The sequence below is a fragment of the Aestuariicoccus sp. MJ-SS9 genome (genome assembly GCF_032586235.1).
Classification (GTDB): Bacteria; Pseudomonadota; Alphaproteobacteria; order Rhodobacterales; family Rhodobacteraceae; genus Aestuariicoccus.
Window position 1 is genome coordinate 1 of the sequence record NZ_JAWHTD010000038.1, and the last position, 18,824, is coordinate 18,824.

Annotated in this window: 21 protein-coding genes; 16 read left to right on the forward strand and 5 right to left on the reverse strand. The window is 63.6% G+C overall.

Going from position 1 to position 18,824, the window contains the following annotated elements:
- Positions 1 to 221 precede the first annotated feature (221 nt).
- Genes RXV88_RS18640 through RXV88_RS18655 form a run of 4 tightly spaced genes read right to left on the reverse strand, consistent with a single transcriptional unit; the run spans position 222 to position 3,599 of the window.
- Entirely contained in the window at positions 222 to 749 is a 528-nt protein-coding gene (locus RXV88_RS18640) for a peroxiredoxin (protein WP_316295011.1), read from the reverse strand.
- A 16-nt stretch (positions 750 to 765) separates the two neighbouring features.
- Complete coding sequence (locus RXV88_RS18645; protein WP_316295012.1) at positions 766 to 2,187, reverse strand: aldehyde dehydrogenase family protein; 1,422 nt, start codon at positions 2,185 to 2,187, stop codon at positions 766 to 768.
- Between the two features lie 15 nt (positions 2,188 to 2,202).
- Positions 2,203 to 2,799 (reverse strand): glutathione S-transferase family protein, encoded by a 597-nt coding sequence (locus RXV88_RS18650; RefSeq protein ID WP_316295013.1) that lies wholly within the window; start codon positions 2,797 to 2,799, stop codon positions 2,203 to 2,205.
- Positions 2,800 to 2,801: 2 nt separating this feature from the next.
- Positions 2,802 to 3,599, reverse strand: coding sequence for an SDR family NAD(P)-dependent oxidoreductase (locus tag RXV88_RS18655; RefSeq protein ID WP_316295014.1), 798 nt, complete (start codon positions 3,597 to 3,599; stop codon positions 2,802 to 2,804).
- Positions 3,600 to 3,959: 360 nt separating this feature from the next.
- Here RXV88_RS18655 and RXV88_RS18660 point away from each other — a divergent pair, with 360 nt between their 5' ends.
- The 10 genes from RXV88_RS18660 to RXV88_RS18705 all read left to right on the forward strand — a co-directional run bounded on the left by RXV88_RS18660 (position 3,960) and on the right by RXV88_RS18705 (position 12,062).
- Positions 3,960 to 5,147, forward strand: coding sequence for an ABC transporter substrate-binding protein (locus RXV88_RS18660; protein WP_316295015.1), 1,188 nt, complete (start codon positions 3,960 to 3,962; stop codon positions 5,145 to 5,147).
- A gap of 69 nt (positions 5,148 to 5,216) precedes the next feature.
- The gene (locus RXV88_RS18665; RefSeq protein WP_316295016.1) at positions 5,217 to 6,107 is read left to right on the forward strand and encodes a branched-chain amino acid ABC transporter permease; all 891 of its coding nucleotides are present in this window, start codon (positions 5,217 to 5,219) and stop codon (positions 6,105 to 6,107) included.
- Positions 6,108 to 6,119: 12 nt separating this feature from the next.
- The gene (locus tag RXV88_RS18670; protein WP_316295017.1) at positions 6,120 to 7,034 is read left to right on the forward strand and encodes a branched-chain amino acid ABC transporter permease; all 915 of its coding nucleotides are present in this window, start codon (positions 6,120 to 6,122) and stop codon (positions 7,032 to 7,034) included.
- Entirely contained in the window at positions 7,034 to 7,804 is a 771-nt protein-coding gene (locus RXV88_RS18675; RefSeq protein WP_316295018.1) for an ABC transporter ATP-binding protein, read from the forward strand. The genes RXV88_RS18670 and RXV88_RS18675 overlap by 1 nt, the downstream gene beginning before the upstream one ends.
- Positions 7,797 to 8,516 (forward strand): ABC transporter ATP-binding protein, encoded by a 720-nt coding sequence (locus tag RXV88_RS18680; protein WP_316295019.1) that lies wholly within the window; start codon positions 7,797 to 7,799, stop codon positions 8,514 to 8,516. Before RXV88_RS18675 ends, RXV88_RS18680 begins: the two co-directional genes overlap by 8 nt.
- Positions 8,517 to 8,519: 3 nt before the next feature.
- Positions 8,520 to 9,407 (forward strand): branched-chain amino acid ABC transporter permease, encoded by an 888-nt coding sequence (locus RXV88_RS18685; protein WP_316295020.1) that lies wholly within the window; start codon positions 8,520 to 8,522, stop codon positions 9,405 to 9,407.
- Between the two features lies 1 nt (position 9,408).
- Positions 9,409 to 10,299, forward strand: a complete 891-nt coding sequence (locus RXV88_RS18690) for a branched-chain amino acid ABC transporter permease (protein WP_316295021.1) — start codon at positions 9,409 to 9,411, stop codon at positions 10,297 to 10,299.
- Between the two features lie 32 nt (positions 10,300 to 10,331).
- On the forward strand, positions 10,332 to 11,024 hold the full coding sequence (locus RXV88_RS18695; RefSeq protein WP_316295022.1) for an ATP-binding cassette domain-containing protein: 693 nt from the start codon (positions 10,332 to 10,334) through the stop codon (positions 11,022 to 11,024).
- Entirely contained in the window at positions 11,017 to 11,706 is a 690-nt protein-coding gene (locus RXV88_RS18700) for an ATP-binding cassette domain-containing protein (RefSeq protein WP_316295023.1), read from the forward strand. Before RXV88_RS18695 ends, RXV88_RS18700 begins: the two co-directional genes overlap by 8 nt.
- Positions 11,694 to 12,062 carry a FixH family protein gene (locus tag RXV88_RS18705; RefSeq protein ID WP_316295024.1) on the forward strand — a complete coding sequence of 123 codons (369 nt, stop codon included), beginning with the start codon at positions 11,694 to 11,696 and terminating at the stop codon, positions 12,060 to 12,062. Before RXV88_RS18700 ends, RXV88_RS18705 begins: the two co-directional genes overlap by 13 nt.
- Positions 12,063 to 12,094: 32 nt before the next feature.
- Here the strand turns inward: RXV88_RS18705 and RXV88_RS18710 are convergent, their stop codons facing one another.
- Positions 12,095 to 13,045, reverse strand: a complete 951-nt coding sequence (locus RXV88_RS18710; RefSeq protein WP_316295025.1) for a LysR family transcriptional regulator — start codon at positions 13,043 to 13,045, stop codon at positions 12,095 to 12,097.
- A gap of 116 nt (positions 13,046 to 13,161) precedes the next feature.
- On the opposite strand from RXV88_RS18710, the gene RXV88_RS18715 reads away from it, so the two are divergent.
- From RXV88_RS18715 to citF, 6 genes are all read left to right on the forward strand, one after another.
- Complete coding sequence (locus RXV88_RS18715) at positions 13,162 to 14,310, forward strand: CaiB/BaiF CoA-transferase family protein (RefSeq protein ID WP_316295026.1); 1,149 nt, start codon at positions 13,162 to 13,164, stop codon at positions 14,308 to 14,310.
- A 105-nt stretch (positions 14,311 to 14,415) separates the two neighbouring features.
- Positions 14,416 to 15,363 (forward strand): glutathione S-transferase family protein, encoded by a 948-nt coding sequence (locus tag RXV88_RS18720; RefSeq protein ID WP_316295027.1) that lies wholly within the window; start codon positions 14,416 to 14,418, stop codon positions 15,361 to 15,363.
- Positions 15,364 to 15,378: 15 nt separating this feature from the next.
- Positions 15,379 to 15,810, forward strand: coding sequence for an ester cyclase (locus RXV88_RS18725; RefSeq protein ID WP_316295028.1), 432 nt, complete (start codon positions 15,379 to 15,381; stop codon positions 15,808 to 15,810).
- 4 nt (positions 15,811 to 15,814) lie between these two features.
- A complete protein-coding gene (locus RXV88_RS18730) occupies positions 15,815 to 16,558 on the forward strand; it encodes an SDR family oxidoreductase (RefSeq protein ID WP_316295029.1) in 744 nt (247 codons plus the stop codon).
- Between the two features lie 15 nt (positions 16,559 to 16,573).
- On the forward strand, positions 16,574 to 17,386 hold the full coding sequence (locus tag RXV88_RS18735; protein WP_316295030.1) for a CoA ester lyase: 813 nt from the start codon (positions 16,574 to 16,576) through the stop codon (positions 17,384 to 17,386).
- Entirely contained in the window at positions 17,379 to 18,824 is a 1,446-nt protein-coding gene (gene citF, locus RXV88_RS18740; protein ID WP_316295031.1) for a citrate lyase subunit alpha, read from the forward strand. The genes RXV88_RS18735 and citF overlap by 8 nt, the downstream gene beginning before the upstream one ends.

Here is an 18,824-nt window from a genome sequence, read left to right on the forward strand (position 1 = left end):
GATCATATCACGATTCTTTCTCGCTGAAGCAGACCGACTGGAAGTCGGTGGGTTTGCTCCAGAGCGTGGATACTAAACACCTAGGTCATGCCAAAAGCGTCAGCCTTTCTCTACCCTCACGAGAACAAAGCCAGGCAATCGACGGCGATTGGGACGACGTTACTTCCATATGAATGGAGTCTTCGGCCAAGCCGTTCCGAAAACGATAGCCGATGTGCCTGCTAGCCTCTCCGGAGGTAGTCCAGCATGATCTCCGCGCTGGACCTTTCGAGTGGGACGCCATCCGGATTATCTCTCAGGCCAGGTTCGGCGAAGATCTTTCGGATCGCGCAGTCTTCGACCAACATCGAATACCGCCAACTTCGCAGACCCATTCCGTGATCCGAGCGGTCGACAAGCATGCCCATCTTCCGAGTGAATTCACCGTTCCCGTCAGGAAGCATGAAGACCTTTTCGACGTCTCGCGATTTGGCCCATTGGAACATGACGAAGGCGTCGTTGACGGCGAGGCATATGACCCGGTCGATGCCCAAAGACGTAAAGTCGTCGTGGAGACGCTCGTAGCCCGGAAGTTGGCTGTCTGAACAGGCGGGCGTGAACGCACCCGGCAGGGCAAAGACAACGATCCGCTTGCCCGCGAATATATCTGCCGTTGTTTGCGTCTTCCACTCGAACGGGTTGTCTCCGCCCAGTGCCGGGTTGCGCACGCGGGTGTGGAACACGGCGTCGGGCACATGCTGCGGTGTCATTGTCTCCCTCTCCGCCTCAGATCTTCACCGTGACCGTCTTGAGATGCGAATAGTGGTGAATCGCCTCGATGCCCTTCTCGCGACCGTAGCCGGAATTCTTGTAGCCGCCGAAGGGCGTCTGCACAGACATCGTATTCCAGACGTTGACGAAGATCTGGCCCGCATCAATCCGGTCCGCGACACGGAGCGCACGGGAGATGTTTTGGCTCCAGACCGTGCCGATCAGGCCGTAGTCGCTGTCGTTGGCGATGCGGATCGCGTCCTCTTCCGTGTCGAAGGGAATGACGACGCCGACCGGGCCGAATATCTCTTCCTGCGCGATGCGCATGTCGTTGGAGACGTCGGCATAGACAGTGGGCTGGATGTAGAACCCGTCGCCCTCGGCGACGGCACCGCCGTGGAGACAGCGCGCCCCGTCGTCTTTTGCGACCTTGAAGTACTTCTGGACGCGCTGGAATTGCGCCGGCGTGATGATGGGTCCGAGATTTTCACCTGGAACGATGGCTTCCACGGCCTTCTTCATCTTGTCGAGGAAGGCATCATAGACCGAGCGCTGAACCAGAACCCGCGTGCCAGCCGAGCAGACCTGACCGGCGTTGAGCGTGAAGCCCTTCACGGCATCGGTCGCAGCGGTGTCGAGATCGGCATCATCAAAGACGATGTTGGCCGACTTGCCGCCCAGTTCCAAAGTCAGAGGAATGATCCGGTCCGCCGCGATGTGGCCGATTGCGCGGCCGACGCCGACAGAACCGGTGAAGGCGACCTTGCGGACGTCCGAGTGACTGACGATCGCCTCGCCCACGTCCTTTCCGGTGCCGAGCACAATGTTGATCACGCCTTTCGGAAACCCGACCTCGGAGGCCATCCGCGCCATTGCGACGGTCGTTTGGGAAGTGATTTCAGAGGGTTTCGCGACGATCACGTTTCCGGCCACCAGCGCAGGCGCAATAGCACGCGCGGCCTGGTTGAGCGGCAGATTCCACGGCGTGATGACACCGACGACCCCGTAAGGCTCGCGCTTGGTAAAAACATGCTGGTCCGGCGCCACGTCGAGGACGTCTCCCGTCGGCAAATAGACAAGGCTGCCATAAAACTCGAAATAAGCGATGGATCCGTCGATTTCGGCATAGGCCATCGGCATGGGCTTGCCGGTGTCGGCGCGCTCCATCTCGGCCAGTTCCTCGCGCTTCTCGCGCATCTTGTTCGCCAGCCCCATCATCAGGCGACCGCGCTCGGCGGCATTGAACCTGCGCCAGCCGTCGGCGGCGCGCATGGCGGCGGCCACGGCGGCGTCGACATCCGCGCTGGTTCCTGCGGCGACCGAAATCCCGGGTCCGCCGGTCATCGGATTGACGTTGTCGAGGTAGCTGCCGGAGGAGGCGACGGAGGCCCCGTCGATCCAGTGGTCGAGCTTGCCAAGTGTGCTGTGCTGGTTCATGTGCGGCGCTCCGCGTCAGATATGGGGCATGGTGGCTTCGACTGACGGGCGGCCCATCTGCCGCTCGCGCCAGGCGCGCAGGTTCGGCAAGCCGGCCAGCCAATCGCGGTCGGTGAACCGGAATACGACGTAGTCGATCAGCGTGACGGCGGCGAAGTTCGCGATGTCGGGCCGGTCGGCAAAATCGCGCGGCAGGTTGGCGTCGAGCCAGGCAAGGCCGCTTTCAATGCTGCGGAACCGCTTGGAGCCAACCATGTCGGTGTCGAACGCCGCGCTCGACTTGCGGCCGATGATGATGGCGGTCGAGGCCTCCATCGCACCGAGCGCAGGCGCGGCGATCTCCAGCGTGCGCGCGAAATCGTCTGACGGATAGACCGACGGCTGAACGATCTCGTCGAGATAGCGCAGGATCAGATGCGCCTCGGCAAAGACGTGGCCGTCATCGGTCGTCAGCACCGGCACGCGCCCCGCTGGGTTGGCCTTTAGAAAGGTTTCGGGATCGGCCCAGGGATCGACGATCTCCAGCTCGACGCGATCGGCAAGACCCTTCTCCTCGATGGCGAGACGGACGAGCCGGACGAAGGGCGACGTGGTGTTGATATAGAGATGCATGGTCACTTCACCTTCAGCGTGATGCCGCCATCGACCACCAGTTCGATGCCGGTGATGTGCTTGGCCTCATCAGACGCAAGGAACACACTCGCCCAGGCCACGTCCCAGCCGTCGCCCATTTGGCCGAGCGGCACAAGCGCGTCGCGCGCCTTCACCATCGCCTCGGTGGAGCCATAAACAGAGGTGACGTTGCCCGCGTGGATCAGGGGCGTGTTCATCAGGCCCGGCAGGATCGAGTTGCAGCGGATGCCCTTGGGGCCATAGTTCAGCGCGATGTCGCGGGTGAAGGCGTTCACAGCACCCTTCGAGGCCGAATAGCTTATGCAAGAATAGCCTAGGCTGTGCGTTGAGGCGATGGACGAGATGTTGATGATCGACCCAGCCCCCTGCTCCGCCATGATCGGCAGAATATTGCGGCAGGTCAGGTAGATCGACTTGACGTTGATCGCCATGAGCCGATCCCATTGCGCCTCGGTCAGGTCCTCGGGGCCGCCCGGGTCGATGATGCCGACGTTGTTGTCGAGCACATCGATGCGTCCGAAGGCCTCCATACAGGCGTTGACAGCGGCTTCGACCTGATCGGCCTTGGAGACGTCGCAAACCACGGTCTCGACGATGCCACCTTCTTCGCGGATGATCTTGGCCGTTTCCTCGACGGCGTCGGCGTTGATGTCCAGCGCGAAGATCTTGGCACCTTCGCGCGCCATCGCCACGGCCGCGGCCTTGCCATTGCCCCAGCCGGGGCCGATGGCACCAGCGCCTGAAAAGAAAACCACCTTGTCCTTAAGTCTGTCGCCCATATCTCAGCCGCCCTTCCGTGATGCTCAGAGTTGCCCTGACATTCGCGGTCAGGAGCTGGATTCACAAATACGAATACCCACTAAATGCCAGAGTGAACACCTATACCCCCTTCTTTCGCATCTGGACGAGACCCTCGAGGCGACCTTCCAAAAGACATTATGCTTAATGTTTTTATTGATTTTTTTGACTGAAGGAGAGGCTACCCAGATGTCGATATAGAGAAAAGTTCTAATCGACATGGGATTTCCGTCTTTGATAAGTTCTAAAGCTTCGCGCCAATGTCCGACCACCGGCATCAGGGAGGGCTGAACGTGTCAGGCACCGCCATCCGCCGGATGAAACGGAAATGGAGGAATGCCATGAAACTCTCAACGCTAATCACCTCATCGGTTCTGGCGCTGGCGGCCGCACCGGCGCTGGCCCAGGACAAGACCATCAACATCGCCGGATTCGGCGCCTCGTCCGGCGTCGTCGGCATCTTTGGCCAGAACTCGGGTGCAGCGATGGCCGCAGCTGTCGAAAAGATCAACGCCGAGGGCGGCGTCACGCTGGCCGACGGCTCGAAGGCGATGATCGTCACCGAATATTACGACGACCGTTGCAACGCCGAGGAAGGCATCTCGGTCCTGCGCCGCATTGCTTCGACCGACGCGCTGGTTGCGGTCGGCCCCACCTGTTCGAACGTGGCCGAGCCGCTGTTCGGCATTCTCCAGGCCAAGGTCGACGACGCAGGCGACACCGGGCTGCAATTCCCGGTCTTCACCGACGTTGCGATAAAGGGCGGGCTGGCCGGGATCTCGGAATGGGTGTTCCGCAATACGCCTTCCGAGGCAACGATGTACGACAACCTCTTCGCCTGGATTCGTGAAACCAATCCGGACGCCAAGACGATCTATGGCGGCGTGGAAGAAGACTTCGCCCATTCGCGCTTCACCTGGTATTCGGTCATGAAGACCGCCGCAGAGGCGCATGGCTTCGAAGTGGTCGGAGAGGCCCAGTGGTTGCTCAATGACACCAACTTCTCGAATCAGGCGCGTGGCATGCGTCGGGCCGAGCCGGACGTCGTCGCGATCTCGGCGCACCCCTTCACCACCTGCGGCATGCTGCGTGAGATGGCGCGCCAGCGGGTCGAGCCGAAAGTGCTGGTCGGTCTGACCTCCTCCTCGTCGCTGGAAACGTTGACCGGCTGTGCCAACGAAGCTGAAGGCATCATCATCCCGACCTCCTTCGCGCCGGTGAACGACGCGGCGCAAGAGGCCGCGGACGCGGTGGCCGCGAAGGGCGGTGCGCTCGATCTGCACAGCGCTTCGGCCTGGGAAAACATCATGATCCTTCGGGATGTGATCGAGGCTGCCGGCGTCGAAGGCACCGCCGCATCGCTCGAAGAGGACCGTCGCAAGATCCGCGACGGGCTGGCCGCGCTTACCGAGGTGAACGGGCTTCTGGGTGCCAACAAGCGGATGCCCGATGGCGAAGCGGTGAAGCCCTACGTCTTCGTCGACGCCGAGAACGGCAAGTGGGAAGTGCTCCACAATCCGGGCAGCTGACCCGACCCGCCCGGGCGCGCGCCATCGCGCGCCCGGGACTTTCTTTCGCTGAACCCGAGGGGCTGACCCATGGACTATTTCTTCTTCATCGACCTGATCCAGTCGACGGTGGACGGCCTGCTCTTCGGCACCACCTACGCGCTGATCGGGATTGGTTTCACGCTGATCTTCGGGGTAATGCGCAAGCTTAACCTCGCTTATGGGGCGGCCGCCCTGGCGGGGACCTATATCGGCCTCGTCATATATCTGATGTTCGACGCCCACCCGGCACTGGTCTTCCTCGCCTCGGCCATCGGATCAGGCGCAATCGGTCTGATCGTCTATCTTTGCTGCTTCCGCTTCACGCCATCTGACTACCCGATGGCGTCACTCTTGGCCTCGGTTGGTATGCTGCTCTTCATCGATGAGGTGGTCATCCATGCCAGTCATGGCCTGCCCTACCCCTATCCGTCGGTGTTCCGCGACGCGATCATCGAAGTGGGTGACGTCTGGGTGAGGGGCGACCTGCTCTTCGTCTTCTTCATGTGCGTTGTCGCCATGGCGGTGCTGTTCTGGCTGCTCTACCGGACGCCTCTCGGCCTTGCGACGCGGGCCGTCAGCCAGCAGCCGCGCGCCGCGCAGCTTTGCGGGATCGACGTCACGCGCGTAAACATGATGACCTTCGGCATCGCAGGTATCCTTGGCGGCGTCGCGGGTGCGATGACCGCCGCCGCTGTCGGCGTCCTGTCGCCCGTCATCGCGATGGGCCTGACCGTCAAGGGGCTGATCGTCGTGGTGATTGGCGGCCTTGGCTCGATCCCCGGCGCGATCATCGGCGGGCTTCTCGTCGGTGCGGCAGAGAACATCTTCCTGCTGCTTCGCGGCGTCACCGAGCGCGACATCTACGTGATGCTTCTGCTCTTCATCTTCCTCACCCTGCGCCCCGGCGGCCTTTTCGGCAACGCCCAGACGCGCGACTAGGAGGGTCAAACCATGGACTTCTACCTCGGCCTTCTTCAAATTATCGGCGTTCACACGCTTCTGGGACTTTCGGCCTATATCGTCCTGCTGACCGGACAGGTCAGCATGGCGCAGGCGGGCTTTTACGCCATCGGCGCCTATGTCGCGGCAATGTGCACGGCGATGTTCGGCTTCCACATCCTGCCTGCGATCATCGTGGCCGGACTCGTGACCGCCGCCATCGCCTGTGTCGTCGGTTTCCCGGCGCTGCGGGTAAAGGGCCTGATGCTGGTCGTCGCCACGCTCGCCTTCGGCGAGATGGTGCGGCTTTTCTTCTTCAACCTCACCTGGCAGGTCGAGCGCGGCGGAGGCCTGATCGGCCCCAACGGTGCCGAGGGCTTCCGCGCGATCCGCTTCTTCCCGGAGAACGGCTGGGAAATCTGGCACGTCACGGGCTTCATCTGGATCGTCGTAGCTGTCGTGATGGGCGCGCTCTGGTGGATCGACAACACCCGCGCGGGCGCGGTGCTGCGCGCCGTCGGCCATGACGAGACCGCCGCCCAGTCCATTGGGTTGAACCTGACCGCAGTGAAGGTGGGTGCGATGACGCTTGGCGGGCTGATCGCGGGCATGGGGGGCGGTATCTACGCCCACACGGTGACGCATATCGAACACGCGGTCTTTGGCGTGCTTCTGGCCACCTTTGCCATCGCTTACCCGATCCTCGGCGGGCTTGGTTCGGTCTTTGGCACACTGATCGCGGTGATCTTCATCCAGGGATTTCTGGTCGAGGGGCTGCGGTTCATCGGCGACTGGCGGTCGCTTCTGTTCGGCGCGCTGATCGTCCTGGCGATGAATTTCCGGCCAACCGGGCTGCTCGGTGAACGCATGCCGCGGCTCTTCAAGCGTCGTGGCGCTGACAAACTCGAACTGAAGGAGGCCGAGTGATGCTTACGCTGGAAAACCTGTCGAAGCATTTCGGCGGTGTTCGCGCCGTGGATGGCGTGACGTTGACGATCAAGGAGGGCGAGATCTTTGGCCTGATCGGGCCCAACGGGTCGGGCAAATCAACGACCGTCAACCTGATCACCGGGCTTTACACGCCAACCACCGGGACGGTCACGCTGGATGGCTGGGATCTGACGGCAATGCCGCAACACGCCCGCACCGCGCGGGGTGTCGCCCGCACATTCCAGAACATACGGCTCTTTGGCAACCTGACGGTCGCGCAGAACCTTTGGGTTGCACAAAACGGTCACGAGCAGCGGCGTCAGCACTTCCTGTCACGCTGGTTCAAGCCCGGCGGCGAGCATAGCGCCGATGTTGACGAGCTTCTGCAATTCTCGCGGCTCTACTCGAAGCGCGATGTGCTGGCGGGCAACCTGTCGTTCGGGGAAATGAGGCGGCTTGAAATGGCCCGCGCGCTGGCCTCCGATCCGCGCGTCCTTCTGCTCGACGAACCGGCTGCGGGCGCGAGCCTCGAAGACGCCGAACTCTTGGCCGAGCGCATCCGCGCGGTGCGCGACCGGGGAGTGACCGTTCTTCTTATCGAACACATGATGGAGCTGGTCATGGGCATCACCGACCGCATCGCGGTTCTGAACTTTGGCCAGAAGATCGCCGAAGGAAGCCCGCGCGAAATCCAGGACGACCCTCAGGTCCGCGCCGCCTATCTGGGCAGCGGCCACGACGAAAAAATGGAGAGAGCCAGTGCTTGAGATCAGCGACATCAAGACCTCTTACGGCAAGATCGCCGCGCTCAAGGGCGTGTCGCTCGAGATCCACGACGGCGGGCTGACCTGTCTTCTTGGCCCCAACGGCGCAGGCAAAACCACGCTCATCTGGACCATAGCGGGCATCCTGAAAGCGCAAGCCGGGTCAATGAAGATCGACGGCGAAGAGATCCTCGGGCTGAAGCCGCACCAGATCGTGTCCAAGGGCATTGTCACGGTCCCAGAAAACCGTCTGGTGTTCCCTGACATGAGTGTGCGCGACAACCTTGTCGCGGGCGGATTTTCGCGACGAAAGGAAAAGGGGGGCGTTGAGGGCGATCTCGAAGACGTGCTCACCCGTTTCCCGCGCCTTCGCGAGCGCTCCGAGCAACTCGCCGGTACGCTCTCGGGTGGCGAGCAGCAGATGCTCGCCGTGGGACGCGCGCTTATGGCGCGGCCCAAAATCCTGCTCATGGACGAACCGTCGACCGGCCTCGCGCCGATCATCGTGGAGGAGATCTTCGAGATTATCGGCTGTCTGCGCGACGAAGGCCGGACGATCTTTCTTGTCGAACAGAACGCGCACATGGCGCTGAAATACGCCGACCAGTTCTATCTGCTGGAACAGGGCCGGGTCACCTTCTCGGGCGAGCCGGGCGCGGTCGATCATGACGAGGTGATCCAACGCGCCTACCTGGGCGCAAGAAAGGCCAGCTAGACCATGCTCGATCTCGCCCAGAATACCCTGGACGGGATTGCGGCAGGGGCGGCCTATGCGCTGCTCGCCATTGGGTTCACGCTGATCTTCGGTGTGATGCGGCGGCTCAACATCGCCTTCGGGCCGTCGATCATGGTCGGTGTCTTCCTGGGCGCGTGGGTCCATGCGCAATGGTCGGCGGGGCTCATTGGCGCGGCGGCGGCGACTTTCGCGGGCGTGCTCATTGCCTCGGTCTATGTCGAGCGGCTGTCCTTCGCGGCGATACGAGGCGACGCGGCGCTGGCCTCGATGGCGTCGAGCTTCGCGCTCTGGATGCAGCTCGAACAAGGCGTGGCGCTGGCCTTTCCGGGCCGCACCACGGCCTTCCCGACGCTTCCACAGCTCCCGGACGTTCGCTTTGCCGGCCTCTTCCTCGGTGGCGATGATCTGCTGGTCTTCGCCGTTGCCGGGGCAGTGCTGCTTTTGTTGCATCGACTGATCTACCACAGCCACTTCGGGCTCGAGATGCGTGCGCTCGCCGACAGTCCGGAGGCCGCCGCCGTTTCGCAAGTGAATACGAGGCGCGTCGCCTTCCTGACATTCTGCCTAGCTGCCTTGGTCGGTGCCGTGGCGGGTATGCTGATCGCAGCGACCGATGGTCAGATCACCCCGAAATTCGGGCTCTGGGCAACGATGAAGGGGCTGATCGCGATGATGATCGGCGGGCTTGGATCGCTCAGAGGCGCACTTCTGGGCGGGCTGGCGCTTGGCATCATCGAAGCGCAGGCGCAGTGGTATCTCGGGGCGGCCGCGCGCGAGATCGTGGTCTACGGCTTCCTCTTCCTCTGCCTGATCGCCTTGCCGGGCGGAATGGCAGGCGTGCGTGAGACCGGAGCGGAGCGGAAGCTCTGAGATGGACCCGTTTCTCATCTCCGTCCTGAGCAACATCGGGCTCTTTTCTTTCCTCGCCTTGTCGGCCTGGATTCTCCTGATCGGCGGGGAAATCAGTTTTGGCCAGCAGGCCTATTTCGCCATCGGCGCCTATGCCTCGGGCATCGCAAGCGCCCTCTGGGTCTGGCCCTTCGCCGTCGCCGTGCTTTGGGGAACGGTCCTCGGTGCTGGCGTCGGTGCACTGGTCGCCTGGCCGGCAGCGCGGTTGTCGGGCGTCCACTACGCCATCGCGACGCTCGCCTTCGCGGAATTGACCCGCGCCAGCCTAAATGTCTTTCGCTACCAGCGCGATGTCGAAGGCTACCTCACCGGCCCAGACGGCGCGAACGGGTTTCGCGACATCCGTTGGGTCTACGAGGCCGGGATCGAGCCGGGACCGAATCTAACGATTATCGCCCTGTCGCTTGCGGGGGTGATCGCGCTCATCGGGTTGGCCGCGCGCCTGAACGTTATGGCACAGCTTCGCATGGTCGGCGAAGATCCGATCCTCGCCGCCATGCAGGGTGTGCGCGTCCTGCGCTGGAAGATCGGCGCCGGGGCGGCCGCCGGTGGCCTAGCGGGATTGGGCGGCGGGCTCTATGCCCATCTCGCCACCTATATCGAGCCTGCGCAATTCAGCGTCATGACCGGCGTTCACGCCGTCGCTTACGGGCTGATCGGAGGGCTCGGCACGGCGCTTGGCCCGATCCTCGGCGTGCTGATCGACATCGGGTTGCTGGAATCACTCCGGGCGCTCGCCGCATACCGGATGATCGTTTTCGGCGGCCTTGTCGCGATCATCCTGATCCTGCGGCCAAGGGGCATACTGGACGAAACGCTTGTCGCAAAGGTGCGCTCGTGGGTGCGGCGCTAGAGATCAGGGGCCTGACGCTCCGTTTCGGCGGGGTGACGGCGCTCGAAGAGCTCGACCTGTCGGTCGCGGCCGGAGCCGTCCTAGGCGTCGCAGGTCCGAACGGATCGGGAAAGTCGAGCCTGATCAACGTTCTGACGGGTCATTACCCGGCAAGCGGAGCGATTTCTCTCGACGGCCAGCAGATTGGGCATCTCCCCGCGCCCGAGCGCGCGCGACTGGGCATGGTTCGGACTTTCCAGTCCCCGCGTGTGTATCGGCGGATGAGCGTCATCGACAACATGCGGGCCGCGTTACACGCCATCCGCCCCACCTTTCAGCGACGAGCCGACCGACGCCGCCAGGAGGAGTGGCTCTTCGACGGCCTCGCCCTTTTCGGCCTGAACCATCTGGCGGAGGCGATGCCGGACACGCTGACACATTACGAACTTCGGCTGCTCGAACTGGCGCGGGCCTATGCAACTGGCGCAAGACTTGTGCTCCTCGACGAACCCACAGTCGGCGCGACAGAAGATGAGGCAAATCGTCTGCGCGGAGTCCTCGTCAATCACCTGATGCCTGGGCGCACGGTCATCCTCGTCGAGCACAGGCTGGATATGCTCCGCGCGCTCTGCACGGAGCTTGTCGTGCTGCAGGCGGGGCGAAAGATCGCCCTGGGCCGGCCCGACGAAGTCCTCGCGCAGCCACAGATCAGGGCCTGTCTCATGGGAGAGCTTACAGATGCTTGACGCGCAAGACCTGGCCATTTCATGGCGCGGCGCTGCGGTAATCGCCGGTGCCAGTTTCACTGTTGAAGCGAGCGAAATCGTGGTTCTGACCGGATCGAACGGATCGGGGAAATCCTCTCTCATCAGGGCATTGATTGGCCTGTCTCCGGTCTCCGGAGGTCGCGTGATCTGGGACGGAACCGACGTGACCGACCGCCCGTATCATGCGCGGGACGGGATGGCTCTGGTGCCCGAGGGACGCCAGCTCGCGCCAAGACTGACAGTCGAAGAAACGCTGATCCTTGGCGCGGGCCGGGTCGGTCACGCCGGGCGGGTCTCGACGATGCGGAAGGTTTTCGACCGCTTCCCAATCCTGCAATCGCGCAAGGACCAGCCCGCGGGGACACTGTCGGGGGGCGAGGCACAGATGTTGAGCGTGAGCCGCGCCTTGATGTCACGCCCACGCTTGCTGGTGCTGGACGAGCCGACGCTCGGACTTTCGCCTGCTGCGGCGAAGGCGGTCTTCGCGATGCTGAAAGAGTTGCGCAGCGAGGGGATCGGCATGCTGCTCACGGATCAGGACAGCCGCGCCGCGTTGGCTCTGGCCGACCGCGCCTTTTCGCTCTCCAAACGGCGTCTGCATCCGCAGGCGGCGCTCTGCCCCACCTCTGAAATCCGGGAGACCACACCATGTTCCGCCTGATCGTCGCCGTCCTCATCTGCATCGCCCCCCCGGCGCTGGCCGAGCGCATTCTGGCAGAGGCAACCTGTTCGCCGACGCACACCGAACTGCAATTCCGTTGCGAGATCGCTCTCAACGAAGGCGGAGCACCTGTCGACGGCGCGGCTTTCACGGTCAAGCCGGATATGCCGTCGATGCCGATGGCGCACAACATTCCGCCGGTTCCAGCCGAACCGACAGACACGCCCGGAGTCTATTCGGCCCAACTGGAGCTTCAGATGCTGGGCGACTGGACGCTCACGCTGGACCTGACCAAGCCGCGCCGCGATCGCATCGTGGTGTCCCATAAATTCGACGACGCCGTACCGAACCATTAGTCCAGAGACCATTCCGGCCATAGCGGCTCGAACTAGGCGCCGGTCATTTCAGGCTGATCCTCGGCCCGCCAGATGCCCCGCGCGACCAGATCGCGGATGACCTCGATCGTGATCCTCTCCAGCTCGCGGCTGGCGGCCGTCACGGGCTTGGCGGGGTTGCGCACAAGATAGACCGGGCGGGTCATGCGGGGCTCCACGATCGGGGCCATGATCAACTCGCCCCGTTCAACGAAATCGATGGCCGCAGCAGGGGCGAGGATCGTGTAGCCCGAGCCGCGCGACACCATCGTCTTGATCTGGCTGAGCGCATCCATCTCGGTTGCCACGTTCAGCTGCACGCCCTGGCTACGGGTGAAACGGTCGATCATCGTCCGAAGCCCGTGATGCTTCGAAGGGAGCACGAGCTCGACCGGGGCAACTTCGGACAGCTTCACAGCCGACCCCGCCCGTGTCTCGAACGGCCAGGCATCGGGTGCGGAGAAGAAGAACAGGTCTTCGGTCATAAGCTGGCGGTGGGTCAGGTGCCGGACCGCACTGATGTCATAGAGGATGCCGAGGTCGATGGACTGATCCTCCAGCCACGTCTGGATGAAGCCGCTCATGGCCTCGATCGCGCGCAGCCGGACCTTCGGCAGTTCCAGCCGCACCGTCTCGGCCAGCGGGACCGACAGCACCATCGACACGGAACTCGGCAGGCCAAAACTGACGTCTCCCATCGGCTCCGAGCCGGATCGGCGGACCGCCTCGACGGCGTTTTCCAACGCGCCCACGATTTCGCGCGCGTAGCTCAAGAGCACCTCGCCCGCCTGCGTGAGTGACACGCCGCGTGGGCTGCGTTCCAACAGCTTCACGCCAAGATCGCGCTCAAGCGACAGGACATGCTGAGAGAGCGAAGGCTGGGCGACATTCACCCTCTGCGCCGCCGCCGAGAGCGATCCCTCCTCGGCAATCGCGATGAAATACCTCAGTTGCTTGATATCCATACGCGCACCTCCCCTTGCCATAGTAATTTCTTCTAGCAAGGGGAGGAAGAGGGTATTTCCGCGCTGGCCGTCGGGCATGGGATACCGGGGGCGACAAAACAGAGGACGCTCGACCCATGCAGGATCTTGAAGGAATAACGGTTGTTGCGCTGGAACAGGCGGTGGCTGCACCCTATGCCTCGGGCAGATTGGCGGACGCAGGGGCGCGGGTCATCAAGATCGAGCGCGCGGAAGGCGACTTCGCACGGGGATACGACTCACTTGTGAACGGCGAAAGCGCCTATTTCGTCTGGCTGAACCGGGGCAAGGAATCGATCCGGCTGGATGTGAAAAAGCCGGACGACCACGCAATTCTCGACCGCATGATCGCGGGCGCGGACGTGTTCATCCAGAACCTCGCGCCCGGCGCGGCCGCCCGGCTCGGCTTCGGGGCGGACGCGCTGCTCGCGCGGTTTCCCCGGCTCATCCATTGCTCGATTTCCGGCTACGGCGAAGAGGGCCCCTACCGCGACCAGAAGGCCTATGATCTGCTCATTCAGGCAGAAAGCGGCCTCTGCGCGATCAACGGGACCGAAGACGGTGCGGCCCGTGTCGGCGTGTCGGTCTGCGACATCGCGGCAGGGATGACGGCATTTCAAGCCATCTTGCAGGCGCTTTTCGCGCGCGAGCGTAGCGGCAGGGGCCGTGCGATCGACGTGTCGCTCTTTCATGCCATGGCCGACTGGATGAACGTGCCTTACCTCCAAACGCGTTACGGCGGCAAGCCGCCCGCGCGGGTCGGGCTCAAACACCCCTCGATCGCGCCCTACGGTGCCTACGATTGTTCCGACGGTAAGGCGGTGCTGATCTCGATCCAGAACGAGCGGGAATGGCAACGGCTTTGTGCGGACGCCCTCGACGATGAGAGCCTCGCCACCGATCCGCGCTTTGTCACGAACACGCTGCGCGTGGCGAACCGGCCTGCCCTCGAAGCACGCGTTTCCGAAGTCTTCGCCCGCTTCACGCGCGACGAGATGATTGAGCGCCTGAAGTCGGCTCGAATCGCGTTCGGGCGACTGTCCGATCTCGATGACCTTATGGCCCACCCCCAGAACCGGCTGATCACCGTCACCACAAGCGCGGGCGAGATCGAGATGCTGGCACCAGGCGCCGTCATTCGCGGCGAGGCGCCAAGCTATCGCCCGGTCCCGGCCCTCGGCGTCCATGACGCGCCCCTCCGCGCGGAGTTCGGCCCGCCCGTCCGCGCCCGCAAAGCGACAGCCTAGAAGATATTCCTATGGGAACCGGTAAGAAACGATCTTACCGCCCAATGGGGACCCAATGATACGGTTTCAGCGACGAGACCGACGACATACCAAGGGAGGAGCACCATGTCCGACATCATCCTGCACCATTACGATCTTTCGCCGTTCTCGGAGAAGATCCGCCTGGCCCTCGGCTATAAGGGGCTCGACTGGCATTCGGTCATCGTCGAGGCGGTGCCGCCGCGCCCGCTTCTCGATAGGCTGACCGGCGGGTATCGCCGCGTGCCGGTATTGCAGGTCGGCGCCGACATCTATTGCGACACCGAAGTGATTTTCCGCGCGCTTGAGCGGATCAAGCCCGAACCCACGCTTTATCCGACCGGCGAAGGCATGTCGAAGGCGCTGTCGCTCTGGTGGGATCGGTCGACCTGGAAGCCCGCCATCGGCATTCTGGTCGACTATATCGGCGAGCACCTGCCCGAGGAATTTCTGAAGGACCGCAAGGACCATTACCTCGGCTACGACATTTCGAAGGATGGAATGGCGCCGATGCTGCCCGCCTATGTCCAGCAAATGACGGCCTTCGCCGATTGGCTGGCCTCGATCCTGCGCGAGAACGGCGATTATCTGACGGGCGACCGGCTGAGCGCCGCCGATCTGACATGTCACCACTCGCTCTGGCTGCTGCGGGCCAATTGCGGTGCCGACGCGATTGACGCCCAGCTGAAACTTGCGCCCGAGGTGGTTGCCTGGATGGACCGGATCGGTGCCATCGGACATGGAAGCAAGACTGACATGACGCCGGAAAAAGCGGTGACGGTGGCCAAGGCGGCAACGCCTGCCGATCCCGGCCTCGGCGACAATGACCCCTCGGGCATCGCTCTCGGTACGAAAGTCTCTGTGACGCCCGACGACAACGCACGCGTACCCGTGACTGGCACACTGGTCGGTGCGGACGCGCAAGAGGTCGTCGTTGCCATCGACAGCCCGGAAGCCGGAGGGCTTCACGTGCATTTCCCGCGCGCCGGGTTCGAGACCATTGCAGAATCCAACAGCGCCCGCAGCGCCGCCTGATTAGGAGAGAAGGACATGAAAAACATGAACGACATGGACACCATCGCCGCCAACAAGCAGCGCGCCCGCGACTACTTCAAGGCGTTTGCCACCCAGGACAAGGAATGGCTCGAAGCCAATGTCGCGCCGACCTACGTTCGGCAGGACACCACACTGCCCTTCGAGGTGAAAGGCCCCGAGGGCGTGCTGGCACTCGGTGACGTGTTGCTGGGGGCCTTCTCAGAGGTTGAGCTCGATATCCAGGACGTAATCGCCGAGAACGACAAGGTGCTGGTGCATCTGCGCTTCCGCGGCGTTCAGTCCGGCCCGTTCGGCGACCATCCGGCCTCGAACAAACGGTTCGACGTCATGGTGCTCGATTTCTTCCGCATGGAAAACGGCATGATCGCCGAGCAGTGGCCCGCCATCGACAATATCGGGCTGCAACAGCAGATCGGGATGCTCTGAGACCATGCGTCTGGAGGGCAAATCGGCGCTTGTAACGGGAGCGGCCTCGGGCTTCGGGGCCGCGATTGCCGAGACCTTCGCGCGGGAAGGCGCGAAGGTCACCATTCTGGACCTGAACGGCAATGGCGCGGCCGAGGTTGCGAGCCGCTGCGGCGGCGCGTCGGTTCAGGGCGATGTAACGCGCGCCGCCGATATCGCGGCGGCCGTAACCGCCGCGCGAGATCATGGCGGTGCGCTCGACATCGTCGTCAACAACGCCGGCTGGACGCATCGCAACAAGCCGATGCTCGAGGTCACGGAGGAAGAATACGAGCGGCTCTACGACATCAATGTCCGCTCGATCTTTCACATGACACGGGCATGCGTGCCGGTGATGCGCGATCAGGGAGGCGGCGTGATCCTCAACATCGGCTCGACAGCCGGCATCCGCCCCCGTCCCGGCCTGACCTGGTATAATTCCACCAAGGGGGCCGTGAACCTGCTGTCGAAATCCATGGCCGTCGAACTGGCCCCCGACCGGATCCGGGTGAATTGCGTGGCGCCCGTGATCGGCGCGACAGCCCTTCTCGAAAGCTTCATGGGCGTGCCCGATACGCCCGAGAACCGCGCGAAATTCGTGGCGACTATCCCGCTGGGCCGCATGTCGGAGCCGCAGGACATCGCCAATGCTTGCCTCTACCTCGCGTCGGACGAGGCCGAGTTCATCACCGGCACGGTCTTCGAGGTCGACGGCGGGCGCACCGTGTGACAAGGATCGTGAGCCATGTCGCTGCCTATCACCTACCTATTCGTGCCGGGCGACCGGCCTGATCGCTTCGAAAAGGCGCTGGTTTCGGGCGCGGACCGGGTTATCCTCGATCTGGAGGACGCCGTGCGTCCCGAAGCCAAGGCAGCAGCGCGTGAGGCGATCCTCGGCGCGTCGGTCGACTGGCACCGCGTGATCGTCAGGGTCAACGATGCCGCCTCGAATTTCTTCAAAGATGACTTGGCTTTCCTTGCCGCTCTTGAAGCTGCCGCGGTCATGGTCCCCAAGGCCGAAAGCGTCGACACGCTGGTAACCGTCGCCCAAGCCGCAGGCCGTGAAATCGAGGTGCTTCCGCAGATCGAGACAGTCCGAGGCCTCGAAGCGGTGCCCGATCTTTTGAACCACCCGTCCGCAAGACGGGCCGCCTTCGGACATCTCGACTTCGCGCTCGATCTCGGGGCAGCGCCTGATTGGGAGGCGCTGCTCTACGCGCGGTCGCGGCTCGTGGCGTTGTCGCGGCTCGCAGGCGCCCTGTCCCCAATCGAAAGCGTGACCACGGACGTCAAGAATGAGTCCCGGCTGCTGGCAGACGCAGAGGCGGCGCGGCGGTTGGGGTTCGGGGCCAAGCTTCTGATCCATCCAGCCCAGGTCGCCCCCGCCGCCGAGGTCTTTCGACCGAGCGCTGCCGAGCGCGACTGGGCGCGGCGCGTGCTCGACGTCGTTGCGCAGGGCGCTGCGGGTGCGGTTGCCGTCGATGGCAAGATGATCGACAGGCCAGTCGAAGAAGCGGCGCGCCGCATTCTTGCCCGCGCGGGGGAAACAGATGCCTGAGGGCGGTCACCACCTCACCGGACGTACGCCCGGAAAATGCCTGTCCGGGCTCGCCGGCGCGGTTGCCGCGACCGGGCTCAAGGATGGCGCGACGATCTCGTTCCATCACCACCTTCGGAACGGTGATGCGGTCATCAACACGGTCGTGAACATGCTGGCCGAAGCCGGCCTCCGCGATCTGCACCTCGCTGTCACGTCGCTCTTTCCGGTCCACGCGCCGCTTGTCGAGCACATCCGGTCCGGTGTGATCGGTCGTATCTCGGCCAGTTTCATCTCCGGCCCGGTTGGAGAAGCCATCAGCCACGGGGCTCTGGTCGCGCCCGTCACACTCCGCTCGCACGGCGGTCGGGCACGCGCCATCGACATGGGCGAGATGCCCATCGACGTGGCCTTCGTAGCCGCGCCCGCTGCCGACGAAATGGGCAATCTCTCAGGCCGCGCAGGCCGCGCGCCCTGCGGAACGCTCGGCTACCCGATGGTCGATGTCGACAGCGCTGCCCATGTCGTCGCTGTGACCGACACGCTGGTTCCCTTTCCCGTGTTGCCGATCGATATCCCGCAGAACAAGGTCGATTTCGTCGCCGTGATCCCCTCCATCGGCGATCCGCGCGGCATCGCATCGGGCGCGACGAACCCGGCCACCGACGCCCTCAGCCTCGGCATCGCAGAAAACACCGCCGCCGTCATCGCGGCCAGCGGGCTGCTGGAGGACGGCTTCGCGTTCCAGACCGGCGCGGGCGGCATTTCATTGGCGACAGCCGCCGCCGTGGGCCGCGAGATGCGTGCCCGCGATGTGATTGGCAGCTTCGCCTGCGGTGGGATCACAGGCTTTCACGTCGAGATGCTGGAGGCGGGGCTTTTTCGTGCGTTGATGGACGTCCAGTGCTTCGATCTGGCCGCGGTCGCCTCCTACAGCCGGAACGCAAACCACATGGCGATGTCCGCCTCCGCCTATGCCGGGCCCCATGTCGGGGGCGCCGTGGTCGACCGGCTGTCGGCGGTGGTGCTGGGCGCAGCGGAGGTGGACCTCGGCTTCAACGTCAATGTCACGACCCGTGCGGGCGGCATCCTGATCGGAGGATCGGGCGGACACGCAGATGCAGCCCAGGGCGCGCGCCTGACGCTGATTACCACGCGGCTGACGGCGGCGGGCTATCCGAAGATCGTGCCGCATGTGACGACACGGACGACACCCGGTAACTCGGTCGACGTGGTCGTGACCGAGGCGGGGCTGGCGGTCAATCCTGCGCGAAAGGACCTGTCGGATCGGCTGGCCAAGGCAGGATTGCCAATCGTGACCATGGAAGACCTCGCCGCCAAGGCGCAGGCGGCGGCGACAAAGGCTGTTCCACCGCGTGCGCAGGGAAGGATTGTTGCCCTGTCGGAGTATCGCGATGGTACGATCATCGACGAAATACGCCAGATCGACGAGGCCTAA